Consider the following 17,210-nt stretch of genomic DNA (forward strand, 5'->3'; position numbering starts at 1 on the left):
AGGAAACGAACGGCGTCTGGGCACGGCCGCCACGACATGAAGGTAGGAAGACATGCAGGTTATCGAAACGCTCGCTGAAGGGCTGAAGCGCGAAATCAAGGTCGTTATCCCGGCCAAGGACATGGAAGACAAGATGAATGAGCGTCTTGCCGATGTGAAGGACAAGGTCCGCATCAACGGCTTCCGTCCGGGCAAGGTCCCCGCTGCTCACCTGAAGAAGGTCTATGGCAAGTCGATCATGGCCGATCTCGTCAACGAGATCGTCCGCGAACAGCCCGCCGCCATCCTGTCCAGCCGCGGCGAAAAGTCGGCCACGCAGCCGGAAATCGCCATGACGGAAGACAAGGACGAGGCCGACAAGATCCTCACCGCCCAGCAGGATTTCGAATTCACGCTCTCCTATGAAGTGCTGCCGCCGATCGAGCTGAAGTCGGTCAAGGGCATCAAGGTCACGCGCGAAGTCATCGATATCTCCGATGACGAAGTCAACGAACAGGTCCTGAAGGTCGCCGAAAGCGCCCGCTCCTACGAGAGCAAGACCGGCAAGGCCGCAAACGGCGACCGCATCACCATGGATTATGTCGGCAAGGTCGACGGCGAAGCCTTCGAAGGCGGCACCGACCAGGGCGCTGAACTCGTGATCGGCTCCGGCCGCTTCATCCCCGGCTTCGAAGACCAACTCGTCGGCGTCAAGGCTAGCGAAGAGAAGACCATCACCGTGACCTTCCCGGCCGACTATCCGGCCAAGAACCTCGCCGGCAAGGAAGCGACCTTCGACATCACGGTCAAGGATGTCGCAGCCCCCGGCGCTGTCGAAATCAACGACGAACTCGCCTCCAAGCTCGGCATCGAATCCGCCGACCGCCTGAAGGAGATCGTCCGCGGCCAGATCGAATCGCAGTACGGCTCGCTGACCCGCCAGAAGCTGAAGCGTCAGATCCTCGACCAGCTCGACGAGATGTACAAGTTCGAGACCCCGGCTTCGCTCGTCGACGCCGAATACAACGGCATCTGGAGCCAGGTGAACAACGACCTCGCTCAATCAGGCAAGACCTTCGAGGACGAAGACACAACCGAGGAGAAGGCCCGTGAGGAATACAAGACGCTCGCAGAGCGTCGCGTCCGCCTCGGTCTTGTCCTCTCCGAAATCGGCGAAAAGGCCGGCGTCGAAGTCACCGAAGACGAGATGCAGCGCGCCATCTACGACCAGCTGCGCCAGTATCCCGGCCAGGAAAAGCAGATCCTCGAATTCTTCCGCAGCCAGCCGGGTGCCGCCGCTTCGATCCGCGCGCCGATCTTCGAAGAGAAGGTCATCGATCACCTGCTGACCGAAATCGACGTCACCGACAAGAAGGTGACGAAGGAAGAACTACTCGCCGAGGAAGAAGGCGAAGCCAAGGCTGAAACCAAGAAGGCCGCCCCGAAGAAGAAGGCTGCCGCCAAGGCTGAAGCTGCTGATGCCGGCGAAGGCGAGGAAGCTGCTCCGAAGAAGAAGGCCGCTCCGAAGAAGAAGGCTTCCGAGGACGGCGCCGAGTAATCGCTCGCCCGTTCTGAAAGTTTGGAAGGCCCCGCCAATCGTGCGGGGCCTTTTCCTTTTCCGACTACCCGGACAATTCCTTCCCTTCTCCACGATGGAGTCATCCCTAGCTGCAACAACAAATAGTTGAAATAAACTATAATTCGATGCAGATTTACTAGGTGGCGGGGAGGGCCTGAAAATGACTGCCAAGCAAGACATGAAGAAACTGGTAGAGGAAATCTATGCTGTGCGCGACCGCGGCGATGTAGAGGGTACGCTCACGCTGATCGGCGACGATTGCACTTTCCGAATGGTCGGCAATACACGGCTGGCGCCTTTTTCGACTGAAGCGAGCGGGAATGCCTTTCGTCAGGCGATAACGCAGCTTATCACAGCGTGGGATCTATCCAACGTCAGGACAGCCGGCATCTATGTCGACGAGGACGAGGATATGGTCTTCGCCCATCGCGAGGGTGAAGTAAGGCACATTCCGTCGGGTGTGAGCTTCTATACGGAATTCGTCGACAAGATTCATTTCAGGGATGGAAAACCGGTCAAGATCGTCGAATTCGTCGACACGCTGCAAGTGGCCGAGACGACCCAGATGATCCAGATCGCTTAGACGCCTGCAAGACCGGAGCTTCCGGGCTTCGACCTTGACGCCGCTGCGATTTCGGATCAGCTGGCATCAGCCGCCGTTGCGTGAATTGCAACTCAATTCGCGCTTCGTGTCAGTTGCGCGACTTTCCTGACATGACTGACGGCTGCGGTTCCGCCGGATGTTTTGGTGAAGAGGCTGAGCGTGTCTTCCTCATCATCGGCGACCGGCGTCAGCGCCTGATCCATGTAGCTCTTCGATTTCGCATCTCTTGAGATCAGGAACGCCGAGATCGTCAGACCGATGATCGTGCCGGCGAGTGAAGCATGTTTGCGGACGGTTTCCCATGCAAAGCGCGGCCAGAAAAGCAGCGGATGTTCGCGCGGGAGTTCCGGACGCCGCTCCGACGGCGTCTTCAGGCGAAAGAGGCCGCTCTGCAGCGGATGCACGTTTTCCAGCGGCACCGTGGTTGCGAAGGAGACGAGAACCTTGACGAGCCTTGCCAGCGGCACCCCGGTCGCCACGGCGCGGCGCAGCAACGTCTTCATATGATGAGGCGAATAATAGAGCGACCAGGCCTCATGGTAGATGTCTTCCCATTCCTGCTTGCTCATTTTGGGGTGGGCGGTGCAGACATGCTCGACATCGTAGATGTTGAGATCATCATTCATCTCGACACCCTTCTTCCAGAGAACTTGATGGTCCTCGGAACCGGGCAGCGGCGTCAAGATGAAGAATTCGATCACGTCGAGCGGCAGCTCTTCCTGGATGATGGCGATGTCGCGGCGGATCGATTCCGGCGTATCGGCAGGAAAGCCCAGGATATAGCCGGCAAGCGTCATGATGCCCTGCGCCTTCCAGGCGAGCAGCATCTTGCGATATTCGGTGATCTTGTTCTGGTTCTTCTTGGCGGCGGTCAGATTGTCCGGATTGACATTTTCGAGGCCGATGAAGACGCGGGTGACGCCGGCGCGCTTGGACTTTTCGATGAAATTGGGGATCTTGTGACAGAGCGTGTCGACCTGGATCATCAGGCCGAGCGGAATGCCGTCCCGCTCCTTGAGCTCGATCAAGCGGTCGAAGATCGCCTCCCAGTCCTTGTTGCGGGCGAAGTTATCGTCGGTAATGAAGAACTTGTGGATGCCCTGCGCCCAGTTCATCCGCACGAGTTTTTCGACGTCGTCGGCCGAGCGGAAGCGCGATTTGCGACCCTGCACGTTGATGATGGTGCAGAACGAGCACTGGTAGGGACAGCCGCGTCCGGCATCGAAGCTGGTGCTGAGGCCGAGCGTGCGCTGGATGTTGTCCTTCGGCAGGAAAGGAACCGGCGTGCCGCCAATGCCGGGAAGGTCGTTCATGAAATTATAGAGCGGCTTCAGCTCGCCGGCAGCAGCATCGCGCAACACCATGTCCAGCCGCCCCTCGGCCTCGCCGGCGAACATCGAGATGCCCATGTCGCGGCAGGCGTCGAGCCCGACCGCCTGGCCGTCGAGCATCGACAGGCAGCCGGACACGTGGAAGCCGCCCATCGAAACCGGCAGGCCGGCATTGCGGAAGGGGCGGGCAATATCGAGGGCGCGCGGATATTGGTTGGACTGGACGCCGACCAGCGCGACCATGCCGAAATTGCCGTGGCGCCTGAACTGGGCGAGCAGCCCGGCAAAATCGATTCGCGTATTCGTTTCATCGATCACGGTAATGTCGATCGCGGTATCTGGCCCGAGCACCTTGCGCTCGGCGCATTCGGCAGCGATGCCGTATATGGCCGCGAGCGAATTGGAAGGGATCATCGCCCGCCACCAGCGGATGACGTAGCCGTCATCGTCATAATGCGACGGCTTGATCAGGATGAGTTGAAAACGTCTGCGCACGGTTTCCGAAGCATGGGGCAAGAGTATCTATCTTTCTTTAGAAACGTCTGCCCGGAGGCAAAATGGCGTTGAAGGCACAAATCAGGCACGGCGTATCAATGCGATTGATCAGGGTTCAAACTAAGGCGTAAAAACAGGAAACTGCGCGCAGAAGTTTCGCACAGCGCATCCCTCAATATACTACGCGATATCGAGCAGCAATGCGCGGTGGTCGGAGACCTCGGGCGCCTCGACCACCTCGAACTTGGCAACCTCCACGTCAGACGTAATCAGCATGTAGTCCGCAAAGCGGCCCTGCTTCAGATAGTGGGAGGTTCGCGTGTCGACAAGGCCGTTTCCCGTGACGAGATCGGAAAGACCCAACCGGGCAAGGACCCGAAAGGTCGCGCTGCCGGGCAGCACATTGAAGTCGCCGCAGACCACGAGTCCTTCGTCGCCGGGCCAGATCCGCCCGATGAGGCCGGCCAATGCCAGCGCCTGCTGTTCGCGCTGCGCCGTATCGCCTTTGCCGGCCGGATCGCGCAGACCATGCATATGGGCGATCGTCACGATGCGGTCGTGCGCATGGTTGAAGAGGCGGATGCAATGGGCGTTGCGCGGTCTGGGATGGTCACCCCAGCCATCGGCGGAAAAACTGCCATGCACGAAGTCCAGCGCCTGGGCGATGACGGAATGCGATTTTCGGACGAAGGTCGCCAACCCGAATTCCGCGACAATGGCGGCGTCGCCATCGAAAAGCTCACCTCTCGATGTCGGGCAGAAGAAGGCGTCGTGGCCGGGCAGGGCGGCGCTGATTTCCTGAAACAGATTGACACGTTGCGGCAGTTCCAGCCCCGCATCCCGGTATGTCGACCATCCGCTATCCGCATTCGGCGCCCGCAGCACCTCCTGCAGGCACAGCACATCAGGGTCGGCCTGCTTGACATAGGCGATCAGGGCCTCGTGCAGTCGGCCGCCCCATGCATTCAGCGAAATGATGCGCAAGCTCTCGGCTCCATCTTATAGCTGGCGGAATCAGATGGTGGCGCCGCCTTCAGAGTTCCGACTTGATGTCACCCATCCGGTTCCAGGCGTCGAGGCCGGCAATCTTGTAGGCTTCGGCGAGCGTCGGATAGTTGAAGGTGTTTTCGACGAAATACTCGACCGTGCCTTTGAGGTTGAGCACCGCCTGGCCGATGTGCACCAACTCGGTGGCGCCTTCGCCGACGATATGCACGCCGAGCAGTCGGCGCGTCTTCAGCGAGAAGATCAGCTTTAACAAACCGGTATCGAGGCCCATGATGTGGCCGCGTGAGGTCTCGCGAAAGCGGGCAATACCGCATTCATAGGGAATGCCGCGCTCCTTCATTTCTTCTTCGGTCAGGCCGCAGGTCGAAATTTCCGGCACGGCATAGATGCCGTAGGGGAAATATTTCTGCGGCTCCTTGGCGACTGCGCCGATCGCCACTCGCGCGGCGATGCGGCCCTGTTCCATCGAGGTCGAGGCGAGGCTCGGGAAGCCGACGACGTCGCCGGCGGCATAGACGTTGGCAACCGATGTCTGGAAGGTCTCCGGATTGACCTTGAGACGGCCACGGCTGTCGGCCTCAAGTCCGATGGCCGGAAGGTTCAGCGCGTCGGTCGCTCCCATGCGTCCGGCGGCAAAGAGCACCATGTCGGTCACTAGATGACGGCCGTTGTCGAGCGTCAGCTGGACCTTGCCGCTATCCAGCCGTTCGACCTTCTCGGCCGTCGTGCCGAGCAGCAGCTTCATGTTGCGGTCGCGCAGCTGATAGGTGAAATCCTCGACGATTTCCTTGTCGATAAAGTCGAGCATCGTCGACTTTGGATCGATCACGGTCACGGCAGTATCAAGCGCCGAGAAGATCGTCGCGTATTCGATGCCGATAACGCCGGCGCCGATGACAACCATGGTGCGCGGCAGCTCTTCGATATCAAGCAGCTCGTCGCTGTCGAGCACGGTCCTGCCATCGAATGGCATGTAATCCGGGCGGAAAGGTTTCGTGCCCACCGCAAGCAGAATGCTGGCGCCGCTCACCGTCAGCGCTTCGCCGTCATCCTTGATGACCTGCAAGGTGGTGGAATCGACGAAACTCGCCTTGCCGCGCATGTGGTGGACACGGTTGCGAGCGAACTGATGCTCGAGCACTTCCACTTCATGGTTGAGCGTAATCAGCAGGCGGCGACGCAGGTCTTCCGCACTGATCTCCTGCTTGACGCGGTAGGATCGCCCGTAGAAGCCGCGCTCGCGCCAGCCGGAGAGATTGAGCGCGGTCTCGCGCAGCGTCTTCGAAGGGATTGTGCCGGTATGGACGGACACGCCGCCGACGCGCTTGCCCTGTTCGATGACAAGCACTTTCTTGCCGAGTTTCGCAGCCTGGATCGCGCCGCGGCGCCCTGCGGGACCGCTACCTACCACAACGAGATCGTACTGAAACATCCTCTAGCCTCGGATTGGAAATGGAATCATTTTGCGACAAAAATGTCGCTCTTCTATCGGTAGCCGGTCAATGTTACAGATTGTTTTACGGCTGCCGATTCAGCCGGACTGTGTTTTTCAGATCAGCTTCAGCCCTTTCAGGCTGACATAGTCGTCCTTGCCGATGATGATGGGGTCGTGGACAGTGATATCAAGTGCCTTCGCCGCGTCGATGATCACCTTCGTCATATCGATGTCAGCGCGCGACGGTTGTTCATGCGCGAGTGATGTAGTCCGCGGAAATATCGCTCACCCCAGTGACCCCGAGTAACGCCATATTGCTATGCAGTTCCGTCTTCAGGATATCCGCCGCTCTGAGCACGCCCGGTAGCCCCGCGACGGCTGCAGCATAAAGGAATGGCCTGCCCACGAACACGAAACAGGCGCCAAGCGCGAGGGCCTTCATGATATCCGTTCCACGCCGGATGCCGCCGTCGATCATGACGGCAATGCTGTCTCCAACACGTGCGGCAATCTCCGGAAGGACCTGAAGGGGAGATGCGGTGCCGTCGAGCTGGCGACCGCCATGATTGGAGACGATCACCCCATCCGCCCCGGTATCTGCAGCCCGTGCCGCGTCGTCAGGGTGCATGATCCCCTTGACCACGAGCTTGCCGGCCCAGCGCTTGCGTATCCGCTCCAAGTGGCTCCAGTTGAGATGGTCACGCTTGCCGAAATCGCGCGTGACGTTCGAGGAGATGATCGGCGCGCCTCTTGTGGCGTAGGAATTTTCAAAATGCGGAATGCCGTGCCGGACGATCGTGCGCAGGAATGTACCGGTAGTCCAGCGGGGATGCGAGATGCCCTGCCATGCCAAACGGAGCCCGGGACGCAAAGGCGTCGAAAACCCGGCCCTGACATTGTTTTCGCGGTTGGGCAGCGTCGCCGTGTCCACGGTCAGCAGAAGCGTGTCGATGCCGGCCGCCGCGACGCGATCGATCAGAGCATCGATACGATCGGGTTCGCCGGGCAGATAGGCCTGAAACCATGCCTGCGGGGAGGCCGCAGCGATCTCTTCCAGGGGGATGAGTGACGAACCGCTGATGATCATCGGGATACCCGATTGGTCCGCGCCTTGCGCGAGCACGATGTCCCCCCGATAGGCCATCAGCGCGCTGATCCCCATCGGCGCGATGCCGAATGGTGCGGCATGGGTCTTGCCGAAGAGGCTCGTCTCGGTGCTGCGCCTCGAGACGTCCCGAAGTACACGGGGCCGAAAGGCATAGGCCTGGAAGGCCTCTGCGTTATGCCGCAGCGACGCATTGGTCTCGGTCGCGCCGGCGATATAACCGAACAGAGGCTTCGGCAGATGTCGCCGCGCCCTCATTTCAAAGTCATCGAGGCAGAGCGCATCGCGGCAGAGCCGGGTCGATCGATCAGTGTTACCGCTGCGGATCGTCATGAGGTTTATCTTCTTGGTCCCCGGCGGGCATTGTTCAGCGAATGGGGCGCTGATTGCATACAATCGCGCACCACCGACTGCTGTCAACTCCAGCCTTGCTCAATCTTCGCTCGGCTCGAATGCTATCTTGCGACCTCGCTGGATCGGCGGCTTCGCCAGGACAGGCCGTGACATTGTCGGCGCGAAGGGCTCTGCATCCCGCCGGCGATCAGCCCCGGTGCTTTTCAGATCAGCTTCAGCCCCTTCAGGCTGACGTGATGGGTGCGCCCGACAGCGAGGAAAGTTGCGTTGCGAGAGTGTCAATGACGACACGCAAACGCATGGGGACGTATGGTGCGGTTGGCCAGACCGCATAGGTGTCGAGGCTGCGCGAGGAATATTGCTTGAGAATGGGGATCAGCCGTCCAGTCTCGATATGATCTTGGACGAGCCAGCCTGGCAGGGAGGCAATACCTATGCCACGCACCGCCGCATCGACGATGGCTTCCTGGTTATCGAATTGCAGCCGCCACTTGAGGCGCGGTTCGGTTTCCACGCCATTCGCATCGATCAAAGGCCACGGAAAAGGCTGTTCGTTGCGCCAGTAGACCAGGGCTTCATGCTCGCCCAAGCTTTCGATATCTGCCGGTTCGCCATGCGTGGCGAGATAGGACGGCGCTGCACATACGACCTTGCTCTGAGTGAATATCCTTCGACTGCTCAGTCCCTTGCTGTCGCCGGGCGTATGATTGCGAATTGCAAGATCAAAGCGCTCCCCAATGAGATCAACGACAGAATCGCTGAAGCGCAGATCGAGTTCGAGAGCCGGGTGCTGTTGGGCCAAGTCGAGAAGGATCGGTTCAGCGCAGTATCGGCCAAACAATACAGGCATCGTGACTTTCAGCTTGCCTCCGACTTCACGTCTTCCGGATTCGAGCAGGACTTCTCCCGCTCGAAGCTCTTCCAGGGCACGCAGACACCGCTCGTAGTAGACTTGGCCGTCCTCTGTGAGACTCAAGCTGCTTGTCGTCCGGTGAAACAGGCGGACGCCCAAGCGCGCCTCCAAACGCGCAATCGTCTTGCCCACCGCGGAGCGCGAAAGCGCCAGTCGCTCTGCCGCACGCGCGAACCCTCCGGCTTCAACCGCTTCCACAAAGACCGGGACACCATCCAGACTGTTCCGCACAAAGCGCTCCTGTAGAAATTTTCGCTACATGTAGAGGAGAAAATATCGCCCAATGTAAACCTTGAAGCGACACTACAGTGCGACGATTATAAATGCCAGATGGCATCGAGGCACAGCTTCGTTGCGATTTTCAAAGAGCAACGGAAGAACAGATGCAGATAGCGATCGTGTACGACAGCCAAATGGGGCACACCGCCAAGCAAGCACAGTCTGTCGCCGAGGGTGTCGGGTTAGTCCCCGGCGCCGAGGCGAGACTGCTCCCGGTCACCGATGGCATTCCTTGGGACTACCTGGAAACCTGTGATGCGATCATCTTTGGCTCCCCCACCTTCAACGGCTCGCTTTCGGCTCGCCTGAATCAGTTTATGGAGGATTCGAGCAAGCCGGCCTACGTTACCAAGGCGTGGCGCAACAAAATAGCCGCAGGATTCGCGAACTCAGGCGCTCCATCGGGCGACAAGCTGAGCACTTTGATTTCGATGGCGCTGTTTGCCGCCCAGCATGCCATGATCTGGGTTGGCGTAGACCAGTTTGCGAGCCTCAGTCGCGAAGAGGACAACTACCTCGGCGGTTGGCTGGGCGCGATGGCGCAGTCCAACTACTTGGAACCTCCGGAAATTAGCCCCGGCGCCCCCGACCTGCGGACTGCGGTCAACCTCGGCAAGCGCGTAGCCGAAATCGCCAAGTCTTTCCAGGCAGGCCGAGCAGCGCTGCAGCCGGCGTAAGACAATCGAAAAGCTGCCTGAGTGCGCGCTCACCCTGTGTTTCTCGCGCCCGGCAAGCCTTCAACACAATCAAAAGCAGGCACTATGCCTGAGGAGAGACAGATGCGGAAAGTTGTACTCAAAGAATTCGGTGGTCCCGAGCAGCTAATTGTCGAGACCGCCGAGGACTTACACCCTGGTCCCGGCCAGATCCTGGTCGATGTCGAAGCCGCCGGGATCAATTACCTTGACCTCACGCAACGCAGCGGCGCATCGCGAGTGCATCTTATCGAGCTTCCAACCGTGCTGGGTCTGGAAGGCGTCGGTAGCGTGCGGGCATTGGGCGACGGTGTCGCAGCATCTTCCGGCCTCAAGGTGGGTGCTCGCGTTTCCTGGATGGATGCGCGCGGCTCCTATGCGAGCCAGGCGGTCGTTCCCGCCGAGCGGGCGATCCAGATCCCGGATAACTTCACCATCAGTGAAGGTCTGCTGTTTCAGGCATTGACCGCTCACTATCTGGTTCACGAATACCGGGACATCCAGCCGGGTGATCGCGTGCTGATCCATGCGGCAGCCGGCGGACTGGGACAGCTTCTCGTCCAATGGTTCAAGCATCTTGGCGCCTGGGTCGTCGGCACCACTTCCAGCGACCGCAAAGCGGAGATCATTCGCGCGCTGGGAGCCGACGCCGTGATCGTCTACGGCGACGACTACGATTTCGTCGACCAGCTTGCGAAACTCACGGATGGCAAGGGCGTGGATCTGGCGATTGACAGTTTGGGCGAGAAGACGCTTCTCAAGACGATCACAACGCTTGCTCGCGGCGGTACCGTCGTGGCGATCGGCTCAGCCTCCGGCCCGATTCCAATGGTCAATCCGACCGTGCTTACCCTGCGTGGCCTGCGGCTTGCCGGGGGATCGGTGTTCTCCTATGTGGCCGATCCCGCGGAATTGCAAAAGCGAGCCTCGGACGTGATCGCGGCCGTTCAGGCAGGATGGCTGAAGCTGGACGAAGCAACCGGCTATCCTCTGGACCGCACCGCAGATGCGCATCAGGACATCGAAAACCGGCGGGCGAAGGGAAAGCTCTACCTCGTTCCCTAAGCGGATTGCCGCCGCAAGTGAGACCGGTGGCGCGTCCATCCGTCCTCCCGACATACCAAAACCTGAGAAGCAACTCACCCTCGTGTGCAAGGAAAGATCATGCGCAAACTACTTCTCGCGGCGGCAATCGCTTTAGCGCCGGCGTTCGCAACGTTCAGTCTGGCTCAAGCGGCTGTGGCCGCCGAAAGCGGCCCAGCGATGGACGAGCAGGCGATCCGCAATATTCATGAACGCATGGCCGGGCTGGTCCAAGGTCAGGATGCGGATGCGATTAAGCAACTTTATGCAGGCGACGCCGTGCTTATGGCGCCCGGCGAAAAGGCAGTCGTGGGCAACGATGGAATTGGCGCGCGATGGGCCCGCCAATTCGGACTGCAAGATCTCAAGTTCAGCTTGCGCACGGAGCAATTGATCGTCTCCGCGTCGGGGGATCTGGCGCATGATCGCGGAACCTATGATTTCGCGGCGCCCCTCCCGCAAGGCCCGATCAAGGACACGGGCAAGTATGTTCTCGTCTGGCAGAAGATCGATGGCCAGTGGAAGATCATCGCCGACATCTTCAACAGCGATCCGGCTTCCGCGGCGAAATAATCAGGGGGCCTCCGGAGCCGACCTTAAGGCACCGGCGATCTGCTCTGGCAAACAAGCAACTTTGTTGGCTCCGGGAGGTGGTCGTACTTCTCCAGCGAAGTCTCGCAGCACCAAATGGGGAAATGTACCATCGACGTGCTCGATTGTAACGAGCGGGCTGCCCCGATGCGGGAGTCAATGACGTTAAGACAATTCGGAAGCGGACGGGCAGATGAACTGCTGGCCGGATGGCTTGAGCAAATACAGACCGCAAAGCCGCACGCGTCCGCAGTGCATAGGGCGTCACTGAGCTTTGAGCAACAGAGGAGCAAAACATGATGGTTGGTTTGAACGGTAAGACGGCGCTCGTCACAGGTGGCGGCACGGGAATTGGCCGCGGTATCGCAAAGCGCCTGGCGCACGAAGGCGTCGACGTGATTATCATTGGTCGCACGGAAAGCGCTCTCAAGGAATCAGCAAGCCAGCACGACAGGATTTTCTATGTCACGGCCGACATCGGCAAGCCTGCGGATATCGCGCGTGTCCTGTCGGAAATCAGCGCACGCCATGGGAAACTGGACATTCTGGTCAACAATGCCGGCGTAGCGCCGGTGACGCCGTTTTCCGAACTAGACATGAGCGAGTATGACAATGTCTTCCTGGTCAATGTGCGCGGCTTGGTGGATTTGACGAAACAGTCGCTGCCGCTGCTGAAGCAGGCCAAGGGCAACGTCATTAATATCTCCACCTCGGTCGTGGCCAAACCTCTGCCAAATATGTCCACCTACGCGGCCAGCAAGGCTTCGGTGAATATGTTTACCCGGGTGTGGGCGAAGGAATTGGCCAAGGATGGCGTCCGCGTGAACTCGGTGGGCGTCGGCCCGATCGAAACACCGATTTACGAGAAGACGGACCAATCGCCGGAAGAGGCTCAGGCACACATCGACAGAGTGAAGCAGATCGTGCCGATGGGGCGCTTTGGTACGGTAGAAGAAGTCGCGTCTGTCGTGGCGTTTCTCGCTTCGGATCAAGCAAGCTTCGTCACCGGTTCGGACTATGCTGTCGATGGGGGCTTCGCCGCCTGATGCTGGACCCGCTGGACAAAAGCACGCGCGAGTTCGAGCGGGCGATCGGTTCGGTTCGGCTTCAATCCAGCCTTGCTCAATCTCCGCTCGCCTCGAATGCTATCTGGCGACCTCGCGGGATCGGCGGCATCGCGCGGACAGGCCGTGACATTATCGGCAGGCCGGGCTCTGCATCCCGTCGGCGATCAGCCCCAGTGCTTATCAGATCAGCTTCAGCCCCTTGAGGCTGACATGGCCGTCCTTGCCGATGATGATGTGGTCGTGGACGGTGATGTCGAGGGCCTTGGCCGCCTCGATGATCACCTTCGTCATGTCGATGTCGGTGCGTGAGGGCGTCGGGTCGCCGGAGGGGTGGTTGTGGACGAGGATGATCGCTGTTGCCGAAAGCTCGAGCGCGCGTTTGACCACCTCGCGGGGATAGACCGGCGTATGGTCGACCGTGCCGCGGCCCTGCACCTCATCAGCGATCAGCACGTTGCGCTTGTCGAGGAAGAGGATGCGGAACTGTTCGCGTGTCTCGTGCGCCATGGCGGCGTGGCAATACTGGATAACCGAGGACCAGGAGGATAGAACCTGCTTGCTTCTGATCTCGCTCTTCAGGGTCCGGTGAGCGACGGTGGCGATCAGTTTCAGGTCGAGGGCGACATTCTCGCCGACGCCCTTCACCTCCGTCAGTAGCGCCGCCGGCGCGCCAAAGACGCCGGCGAGAGAGCCGAATCGTTCGATGAGCGCCTTGGCGATCGGCTTGGTGTCGCGTCGCGGGATCAGCCGGAAAAGTAGGAGTTCGAGGATTTCGTAATCGGCAAGCGCCGTATCGCCGAGTTCGCGGAAGCGGTCACGCAGCCGCTCGCGATGACCGTGATAATGTTCCGGCCTGGAAAGCGAGGCGGGTAGGGCGGTCCGGGCGTTCGGCGCGGCTGATTTTTGCGGCCGGCCGCCGAAGAACGAGCGTTCGTCGACAACAGGCTCTTCAGTCTCGAAAAGCAGCTTGTCGTCGGAAGATGTCGCAACAGGCCGCTTCGCCATCAGATCGTCACCTGGCAAGCGGCGGCAGTCCGGGCCGGTCGAGGCCACCCGGTGACAGCGTGAAGATTTCGCAGCCATCGGCGGTGACGCCGACCGTGTGTTCATACTGCGCCGAAAGCGAGCGGTCGCGGGTCACGGCCGTCCAGCCGTCGGCGAGCACCTTCACATGCGGCCGGCCGAGATTGATCATCGGCTCGATGGTGAAGATCATGCCTTCACGCAGCTCCGGCCCTTCATTGGCGCGGCCATAATGCAGGATGTTCGGCGAATCGTGAAACAGCCGGCCGACGCCGTGGCCGCAGAAATCGCGCACCACCGAACAGCGCTCGGCCTCCGCATAGGCCTGGATCGCCTCGCCGATCGCGCCGGTGCGGGCGCCGGGCCTGACGGCTGATATGCCGCGCATCAGGGATTCATAGGTGACCTCGAGCAGCCGCTCGGCGGCGCGCTTGATCGTGCCGACCGGATACATCCGGCTCGAATCGCCATGCCAGCCGTCGAGCACGAAGGTAACGTCGATATTGACGATATCGCCCTCGCGCAGCGGCTTGTCGTTTGGAATGCCGTGGCAGACGACGTGATTGATCGAGGTGCAGGTGGATTTGGTATAGCCGCGATAATTCAGCGTCGCCGGATACGCGCCGTGGTCCATGCCGAAATCGAATACGAATCGGTCGATCTCGTCGGTAAGCAGGCCGGGCCTGACGATATCGGCAAGCGCATCGAGGCAGCGCGCGGTCAGCTGGCACGCCCTGCGCATGCCTTCGAACGCCTGCCCATCGTAAAGCCGGATGGCACCCGTATTCTTCGGCGGCGCGGAGGAGGCTTCGATATAATTCACCATTGCAGGGCCTTAGCGGAGATTGTTAGATTTGTTCATAATGCAGCTATGCGGGGTTCGTCCATCGCGATCAACCGTCGGGACGAGATTTCTGAAAGGATTCGCGCCGTCTCCCGCGCCCATCCGACGCCGGATTCTGAGTGCATGGAAGAAATATCCACAATCTTCCCAAGGGGATAGGATTGATCGGATAAGGTCTCCCCGCTACTCACCGATTGGTGACAGCGGGGAAGGGTCGGTCATGCTGAGTGAAGCTGAAAATCTTGATAATTCGCCCGGGGTTGGTGCGGAGGCGGAACGGCGCGTGCGCGATCGCGGCGCCACCGAGCGCGCCATCCTTGCCGCCGCCAAGAGCCTGCTGGCGCAGGAGGGCTTCCAGAATTTCGGCATCAATGCGGTCGCCCGCCGCGCCGGCTGCGACAAGCAGTTGATCTACCGCTACTATGGCGGCCTTGACGGTTTGGTCGAGGCGATCGGCGCGGATCTCGGCACATGGGTGAGGGATCGCATTCCGGAAGATGCCGGCGGCATGTTCATGCTCACCTACGGCGATCTGATGGAGCGGCTGGCGCTTCTGCTGCTCGACGCCTTGAGAAATGATCCGCTGATGCGCCGCATCCTCGCCTGGGAAGTATCGGAAAATACCGAGCAGGTGAGGCGGCTGTCCGAGGCCCGTTCGAAGGCTCTTGCCCTTTGGCTGGATCGCATGCGCGGTTCGCTGGCGCCACCGAAGGGCGTGGATGCGGCAGCCGTCAATGCCGTCGTGATCGCGGCGATCCAGCACCTCGTGCTTTCCGGCGCAGCCGGCGGCCAGTGCGCCGGCCTATCGCTGAAGACGTCGAAGGACTGGGAGAAGGCAGCGACGGCACTGAAGCGTCTCGTGCGCGGCGTGTACGGCTGACACCCTTTCATCCATAGGCTCCATTCATCCACAGGGAGGAGGCCCGGCGTTAACCTTAACGAATGGTTTACGTTGCGTGGGGCTGGTTAACCCGACAGTGTGGCGGGGAGCAGAGATGGTACGAGTGAGAGTCCCGAGTTGACGCCCATGGGAAGCAAGATCGCGAAAGCCACAATTCTGGTGACGGCAATGATGTTCTTCGCAATCCTGGCGCTGGATATTGCAATTCCCACGCTGGTGCTTTGCATCATGGCGTTGTCGACCTGGCTGGTTTCCCTCGATCTGCCCATCGCCCGCAAGCAGGGAGGAGAAGCCGCATGAAGTGGTTTCTAGTCTTCTGGGCCGGTCCTATCGTCTTTCTGGGCGCATGGTACTGGCTCTCCTATTACGACATGAATTTCGGCATCTTCATGCTGACACGGCAGGTCCATGACCTGACTTTCGCGATTTATGGCGAAGCCCTCGGCATTCCGCCGGAAACCATTCCGCCGCTCGTTGCCCGCGCCATTGCGGTGGACAGTCTCGTCGTCTTCGCCATCCTGGGCTTCAGAAAGCGTAAGTTGATCGCCGCTTGGTGGAAGGCGCGTCAGGCGCTGAATTCGTCTCCCGCAGACCTTGCGAGCGAGGACAGCCTGTCGAGGGCCCCCTGAAGGATGAAGCTTGCCGCGGCCGAATCGATCCGTTCGGCTCGCTTGGCACGAGAGACGTCCATTTCGATGAGCGTCCGTTCGGCCGCGACCGTCGAAAGCCGTTCGTCCCAATAGACGAAGGGCAGCACCGTTTTCTGCTCCATATTGCGCACGAAAGCGCGCGTCGCCTGTACGCGCGGCCCCGCCGATCCGTCCATATTCATCGGCAGGCCGATGATGAAGCCGGCAACCTTTTCCGCCGTCGCGAAGTCCAGCAGCGCCTGCGCATCGATTGTGAACTTGACGCGGCGGATCACCGGTCGCGGCGTGGCGAAGCGCCGGCCGAGATCGGACATCGAAAGCCCGATCGTTTTGGTGCCGAGATCGAGCCCGGCGATCGCCTGCCCGGGGGCAAGGGTTTCAGCCATTTCCTCGATCGTCAGCACCGTCATTGCCGTTTCATCCCGTCAAAAGAAATTGAAGCCGCCGCCGCTTTCCTTTGCCGGGGCATGAGATATGTCCTTACCATCGAAATCAGATTTTGCATCACGTAAGGAGAGATTTCATGAAGATCACCTGGCTTGGCCATTCCGCCTTCCGCATCGAGACATCAAAGGCGAAGATCCTGCTCGATCCCTTCCTCAGCCATAACGCCTCCTTTTCCGGCCAGGACATCAAGGATGTGTCCGCAGGCATCACCCATATCCTGCTGACCCATGGCCATGGCGACCATGTCGGCGATACCGTAGCGCTTGCCAAGGAAACCGGCGCCGTCGTTCTTGCAAATGCCGATCTCGCCGCGTGGCTCGGCTCCAAGGGCGTCGACAGGATCGAGATGGGCAATACCGGCGGGACGGTCACGTTCGGCGGCTTCTCCGCCACGTTCACCAATGCGCTGCATTCCTCGGCCCAGATCACCGAGGACGGCGTCTCACATGCGCTCGGCAGCGCCAATGGTCTGATGCTGCATTTCGACGACGAAGCCTCGATCTTTGCCATGGGCGACACCGACATCTTCTCCGACATGGCGCTGATCAACGAGTTGCACCAGCCCGACATCGGCTTCGTGCCGATCGGCGACCGCTTCACCATGGGTGGCGCGGTGGCGGCACTCGCCTGCCAGCGCTATTTCAGCTTCAAGACCGCGATCCCCTGCCATTTCGGCACCTTCCCGATCATCGACCAGACGCCCGATAAATTCGTTGCCGGCATGGAGGGATCGAAGACTGAGGCGAGGGCGCTGAAGCCTGCCGAGAGCCTGTCGATCTGACGAAACCCCGTTGCACCGGGCGGACATGGCCTTTATAGCGGGTAGG

At 60.2% G+C, this 17,210-nt stretch carries 18 protein-coding genes and 1 pseudogene; 10 read left to right on the plus strand and 9 right to left on the minus strand.

Annotated features, from left to right (window positions below; genetic code table 11):
• Window positions 1-52 precede the first annotated feature (52 nt).
• Together tig and AMK02_RS09350 are read left to right on the plus strand one after the other, a co-directional pair.
• Window positions 53-1,537, plus strand: coding sequence for a trigger factor (tig, locus tag AMK02_RS09345; protein ID WP_064802144.1), 1,485 nt, complete (start codon window positions 53-55; stop codon window positions 1,535-1,537).
• 181 nt (window positions 1,538-1,718) lie between these two features.
• Complete coding sequence (locus tag AMK02_RS09350) at window positions 1,719-2,141, plus strand: nuclear transport factor 2 family protein (protein WP_064802145.1); 423 nt, start codon at window positions 1,719-1,721, stop codon at window positions 2,139-2,141.
• Window positions 2,142-2,233: 92 nt separating this feature from the next.
• Here the strand turns inward: AMK02_RS09350 and AMK02_RS09355 are convergent, their stop codons facing one another.
• From AMK02_RS09355 to AMK02_RS09375, 6 genes and pseudogenes are all read right to left on the minus strand, one after another.
• Window positions 2,234-4,009, minus strand: coding sequence for a B12-binding domain-containing radical SAM protein (locus tag AMK02_RS09355; RefSeq protein WP_064802147.1), 1,776 nt, complete (start codon window positions 4,007-4,009; stop codon window positions 2,234-2,236).
• A gap of 159 nt (window positions 4,010-4,168) precedes the next feature.
• Window positions 4,169-4,972: an endonuclease/exonuclease/phosphatase family protein gene (locus AMK02_RS09360; RefSeq protein ID WP_064802149.1), complete on the minus strand. Its 804-nt coding sequence runs from the start codon at window positions 4,970-4,972 to the stop codon at window positions 4,169-4,171.
• A gap of 49 nt (window positions 4,973-5,021) precedes the next feature.
• Complete coding sequence (sthA, locus tag AMK02_RS09365) at window positions 5,022-6,428, minus strand: Si-specific NAD(P)(+) transhydrogenase (RefSeq protein WP_064802151.1); 1,407 nt, start codon at window positions 6,426-6,428, stop codon at window positions 5,022-5,024.
• Between the two features lie 117 nt (window positions 6,429-6,545).
• Window positions 6,546-6,677: pseudogene (locus tag AMK02_RS30000) on the minus strand (JAB domain-containing protein); the annotation flags it as partial.
• A 4-nt stretch (window positions 6,678-6,681) separates the two neighbouring features.
• Window positions 6,682-7,869, minus strand: coding sequence for an alpha-hydroxy acid oxidase (locus AMK02_RS09370; protein WP_064802153.1), 1,188 nt, complete (start codon window positions 7,867-7,869; stop codon window positions 6,682-6,684).
• Between the two features lie 244 nt (window positions 7,870-8,113).
• Window positions 8,114-9,034, minus strand: coding sequence for a LysR family transcriptional regulator (locus tag AMK02_RS09375; RefSeq protein WP_064802155.1), 921 nt, complete (start codon window positions 9,032-9,034; stop codon window positions 8,114-8,116).
• Window positions 9,035-9,126: 92 nt separating this feature from the next.
• Between AMK02_RS09375 and AMK02_RS09380 the strand changes: the two genes are divergently transcribed.
• The 4 genes from AMK02_RS09380 to AMK02_RS09395 all read left to right on the plus strand — a co-directional run bounded on the left by AMK02_RS09380 (window position 9,127) and on the right by AMK02_RS09395 (window position 12,497).
• Window positions 9,127-9,759: a flavodoxin family protein gene (locus AMK02_RS09380; RefSeq protein ID WP_237358342.1), complete on the plus strand. Its 633-nt coding sequence runs from the start codon at window positions 9,127-9,129 to the stop codon at window positions 9,757-9,759.
• 102 nt (window positions 9,760-9,861) lie between these two features.
• Entirely contained in the window at window positions 9,862-10,842 is a 981-nt protein-coding gene (locus tag AMK02_RS09385) for a quinone oxidoreductase family protein (RefSeq protein WP_189637009.1), read from the plus strand.
• Between the two features lie 99 nt (window positions 10,843-10,941).
• Complete coding sequence (locus AMK02_RS09390; RefSeq protein ID WP_064802161.1) at window positions 10,942-11,433, plus strand: YybH family protein; 492 nt, start codon at window positions 10,942-10,944, stop codon at window positions 11,431-11,433.
• 314 nt (window positions 11,434-11,747) lie between these two features.
• A complete protein-coding gene (locus AMK02_RS09395; RefSeq protein WP_064802163.1) occupies window positions 11,748-12,497 on the plus strand; it encodes an SDR family NAD(P)-dependent oxidoreductase in 750 nt (249 codons plus the stop codon).
• 201 nt (window positions 12,498-12,698) lie between these two features.
• Here the strand turns inward: AMK02_RS09395 and radC are convergent, their stop codons facing one another.
• Together radC and map are read right to left on the minus strand one after the other, a co-directional pair.
• On the minus strand, window positions 12,699-13,523 hold the full coding sequence (radC, locus tag AMK02_RS09400; RefSeq protein WP_064806101.1) for a RadC family protein: 825 nt from the start codon (window positions 13,521-13,523) through the stop codon (window positions 12,699-12,701).
• Between the two features lie 7 nt (window positions 13,524-13,530).
• Window positions 13,531-14,367, minus strand: coding sequence for a type I methionyl aminopeptidase (gene map, locus AMK02_RS09405; RefSeq protein WP_064802166.1), 837 nt, complete (start codon window positions 14,365-14,367; stop codon window positions 13,531-13,533).
• A 238-nt stretch (window positions 14,368-14,605) separates the two neighbouring features.
• On the opposite strand from map, the gene AMK02_RS09410 reads away from it, so the two are divergent.
• The 3 genes from AMK02_RS09410 (at window position 14,606) to AMK02_RS09415 (ending at window position 15,915) form a co-directional block, all read left to right on the plus strand.
• Window positions 14,606-15,265, plus strand: coding sequence for a TetR/AcrR family transcriptional regulator (locus AMK02_RS09410; RefSeq protein ID WP_064802168.1), 660 nt, complete (start codon window positions 14,606-14,608; stop codon window positions 15,263-15,265).
• A gap of 147 nt (window positions 15,266-15,412) precedes the next feature.
• Window positions 15,413-15,586 carry a hypothetical protein gene (locus AMK02_RS31695; protein WP_189637010.1) on the plus strand — a complete coding sequence of 58 codons (174 nt, stop codon included), beginning with the start codon at window positions 15,413-15,415 and terminating at the stop codon, window positions 15,584-15,586.
• Window positions 15,583-15,915, plus strand: a complete 333-nt coding sequence (locus AMK02_RS09415; RefSeq protein ID WP_064802170.1) for a DUF6105 family protein — start codon at window positions 15,583-15,585, stop codon at window positions 15,913-15,915. The genes AMK02_RS31695 and AMK02_RS09415 overlap by 4 nt, the downstream gene beginning before the upstream one ends.
• Here the strand turns inward: AMK02_RS09415 and ruvX are convergent.
• Window positions 15,852-16,346 carry a Holliday junction resolvase RuvX gene (gene ruvX / locus AMK02_RS09420; RefSeq protein ID WP_064802172.1) on the minus strand — a complete coding sequence of 165 codons (495 nt, stop codon included), beginning with the start codon at window positions 16,344-16,346 and terminating at the stop codon, window positions 15,852-15,854. The genes AMK02_RS09415 and ruvX overlap by 64 nt on opposite strands.
• Window positions 16,347-16,459: 113 nt before the next feature.
• On the opposite strand from ruvX, the gene AMK02_RS09425 reads away from it, so the two are divergent.
• Window positions 16,460-17,164, plus strand: coding sequence for a metal-dependent hydrolase (locus AMK02_RS09425; RefSeq protein ID WP_064802174.1), 705 nt, complete (start codon window positions 16,460-16,462; stop codon window positions 17,162-17,164).
• Window positions 17,165-17,210 lie beyond the last annotated feature (46 nt).

The sequence above is a fragment of the Rhizobium sp. N731 genome, from assembly GCF_001664145.1.
Taxonomy (GTDB): domain Bacteria; phylum Pseudomonadota; class Alphaproteobacteria; order Rhizobiales; family Rhizobiaceae; genus Rhizobium; species Rhizobium esperanzae.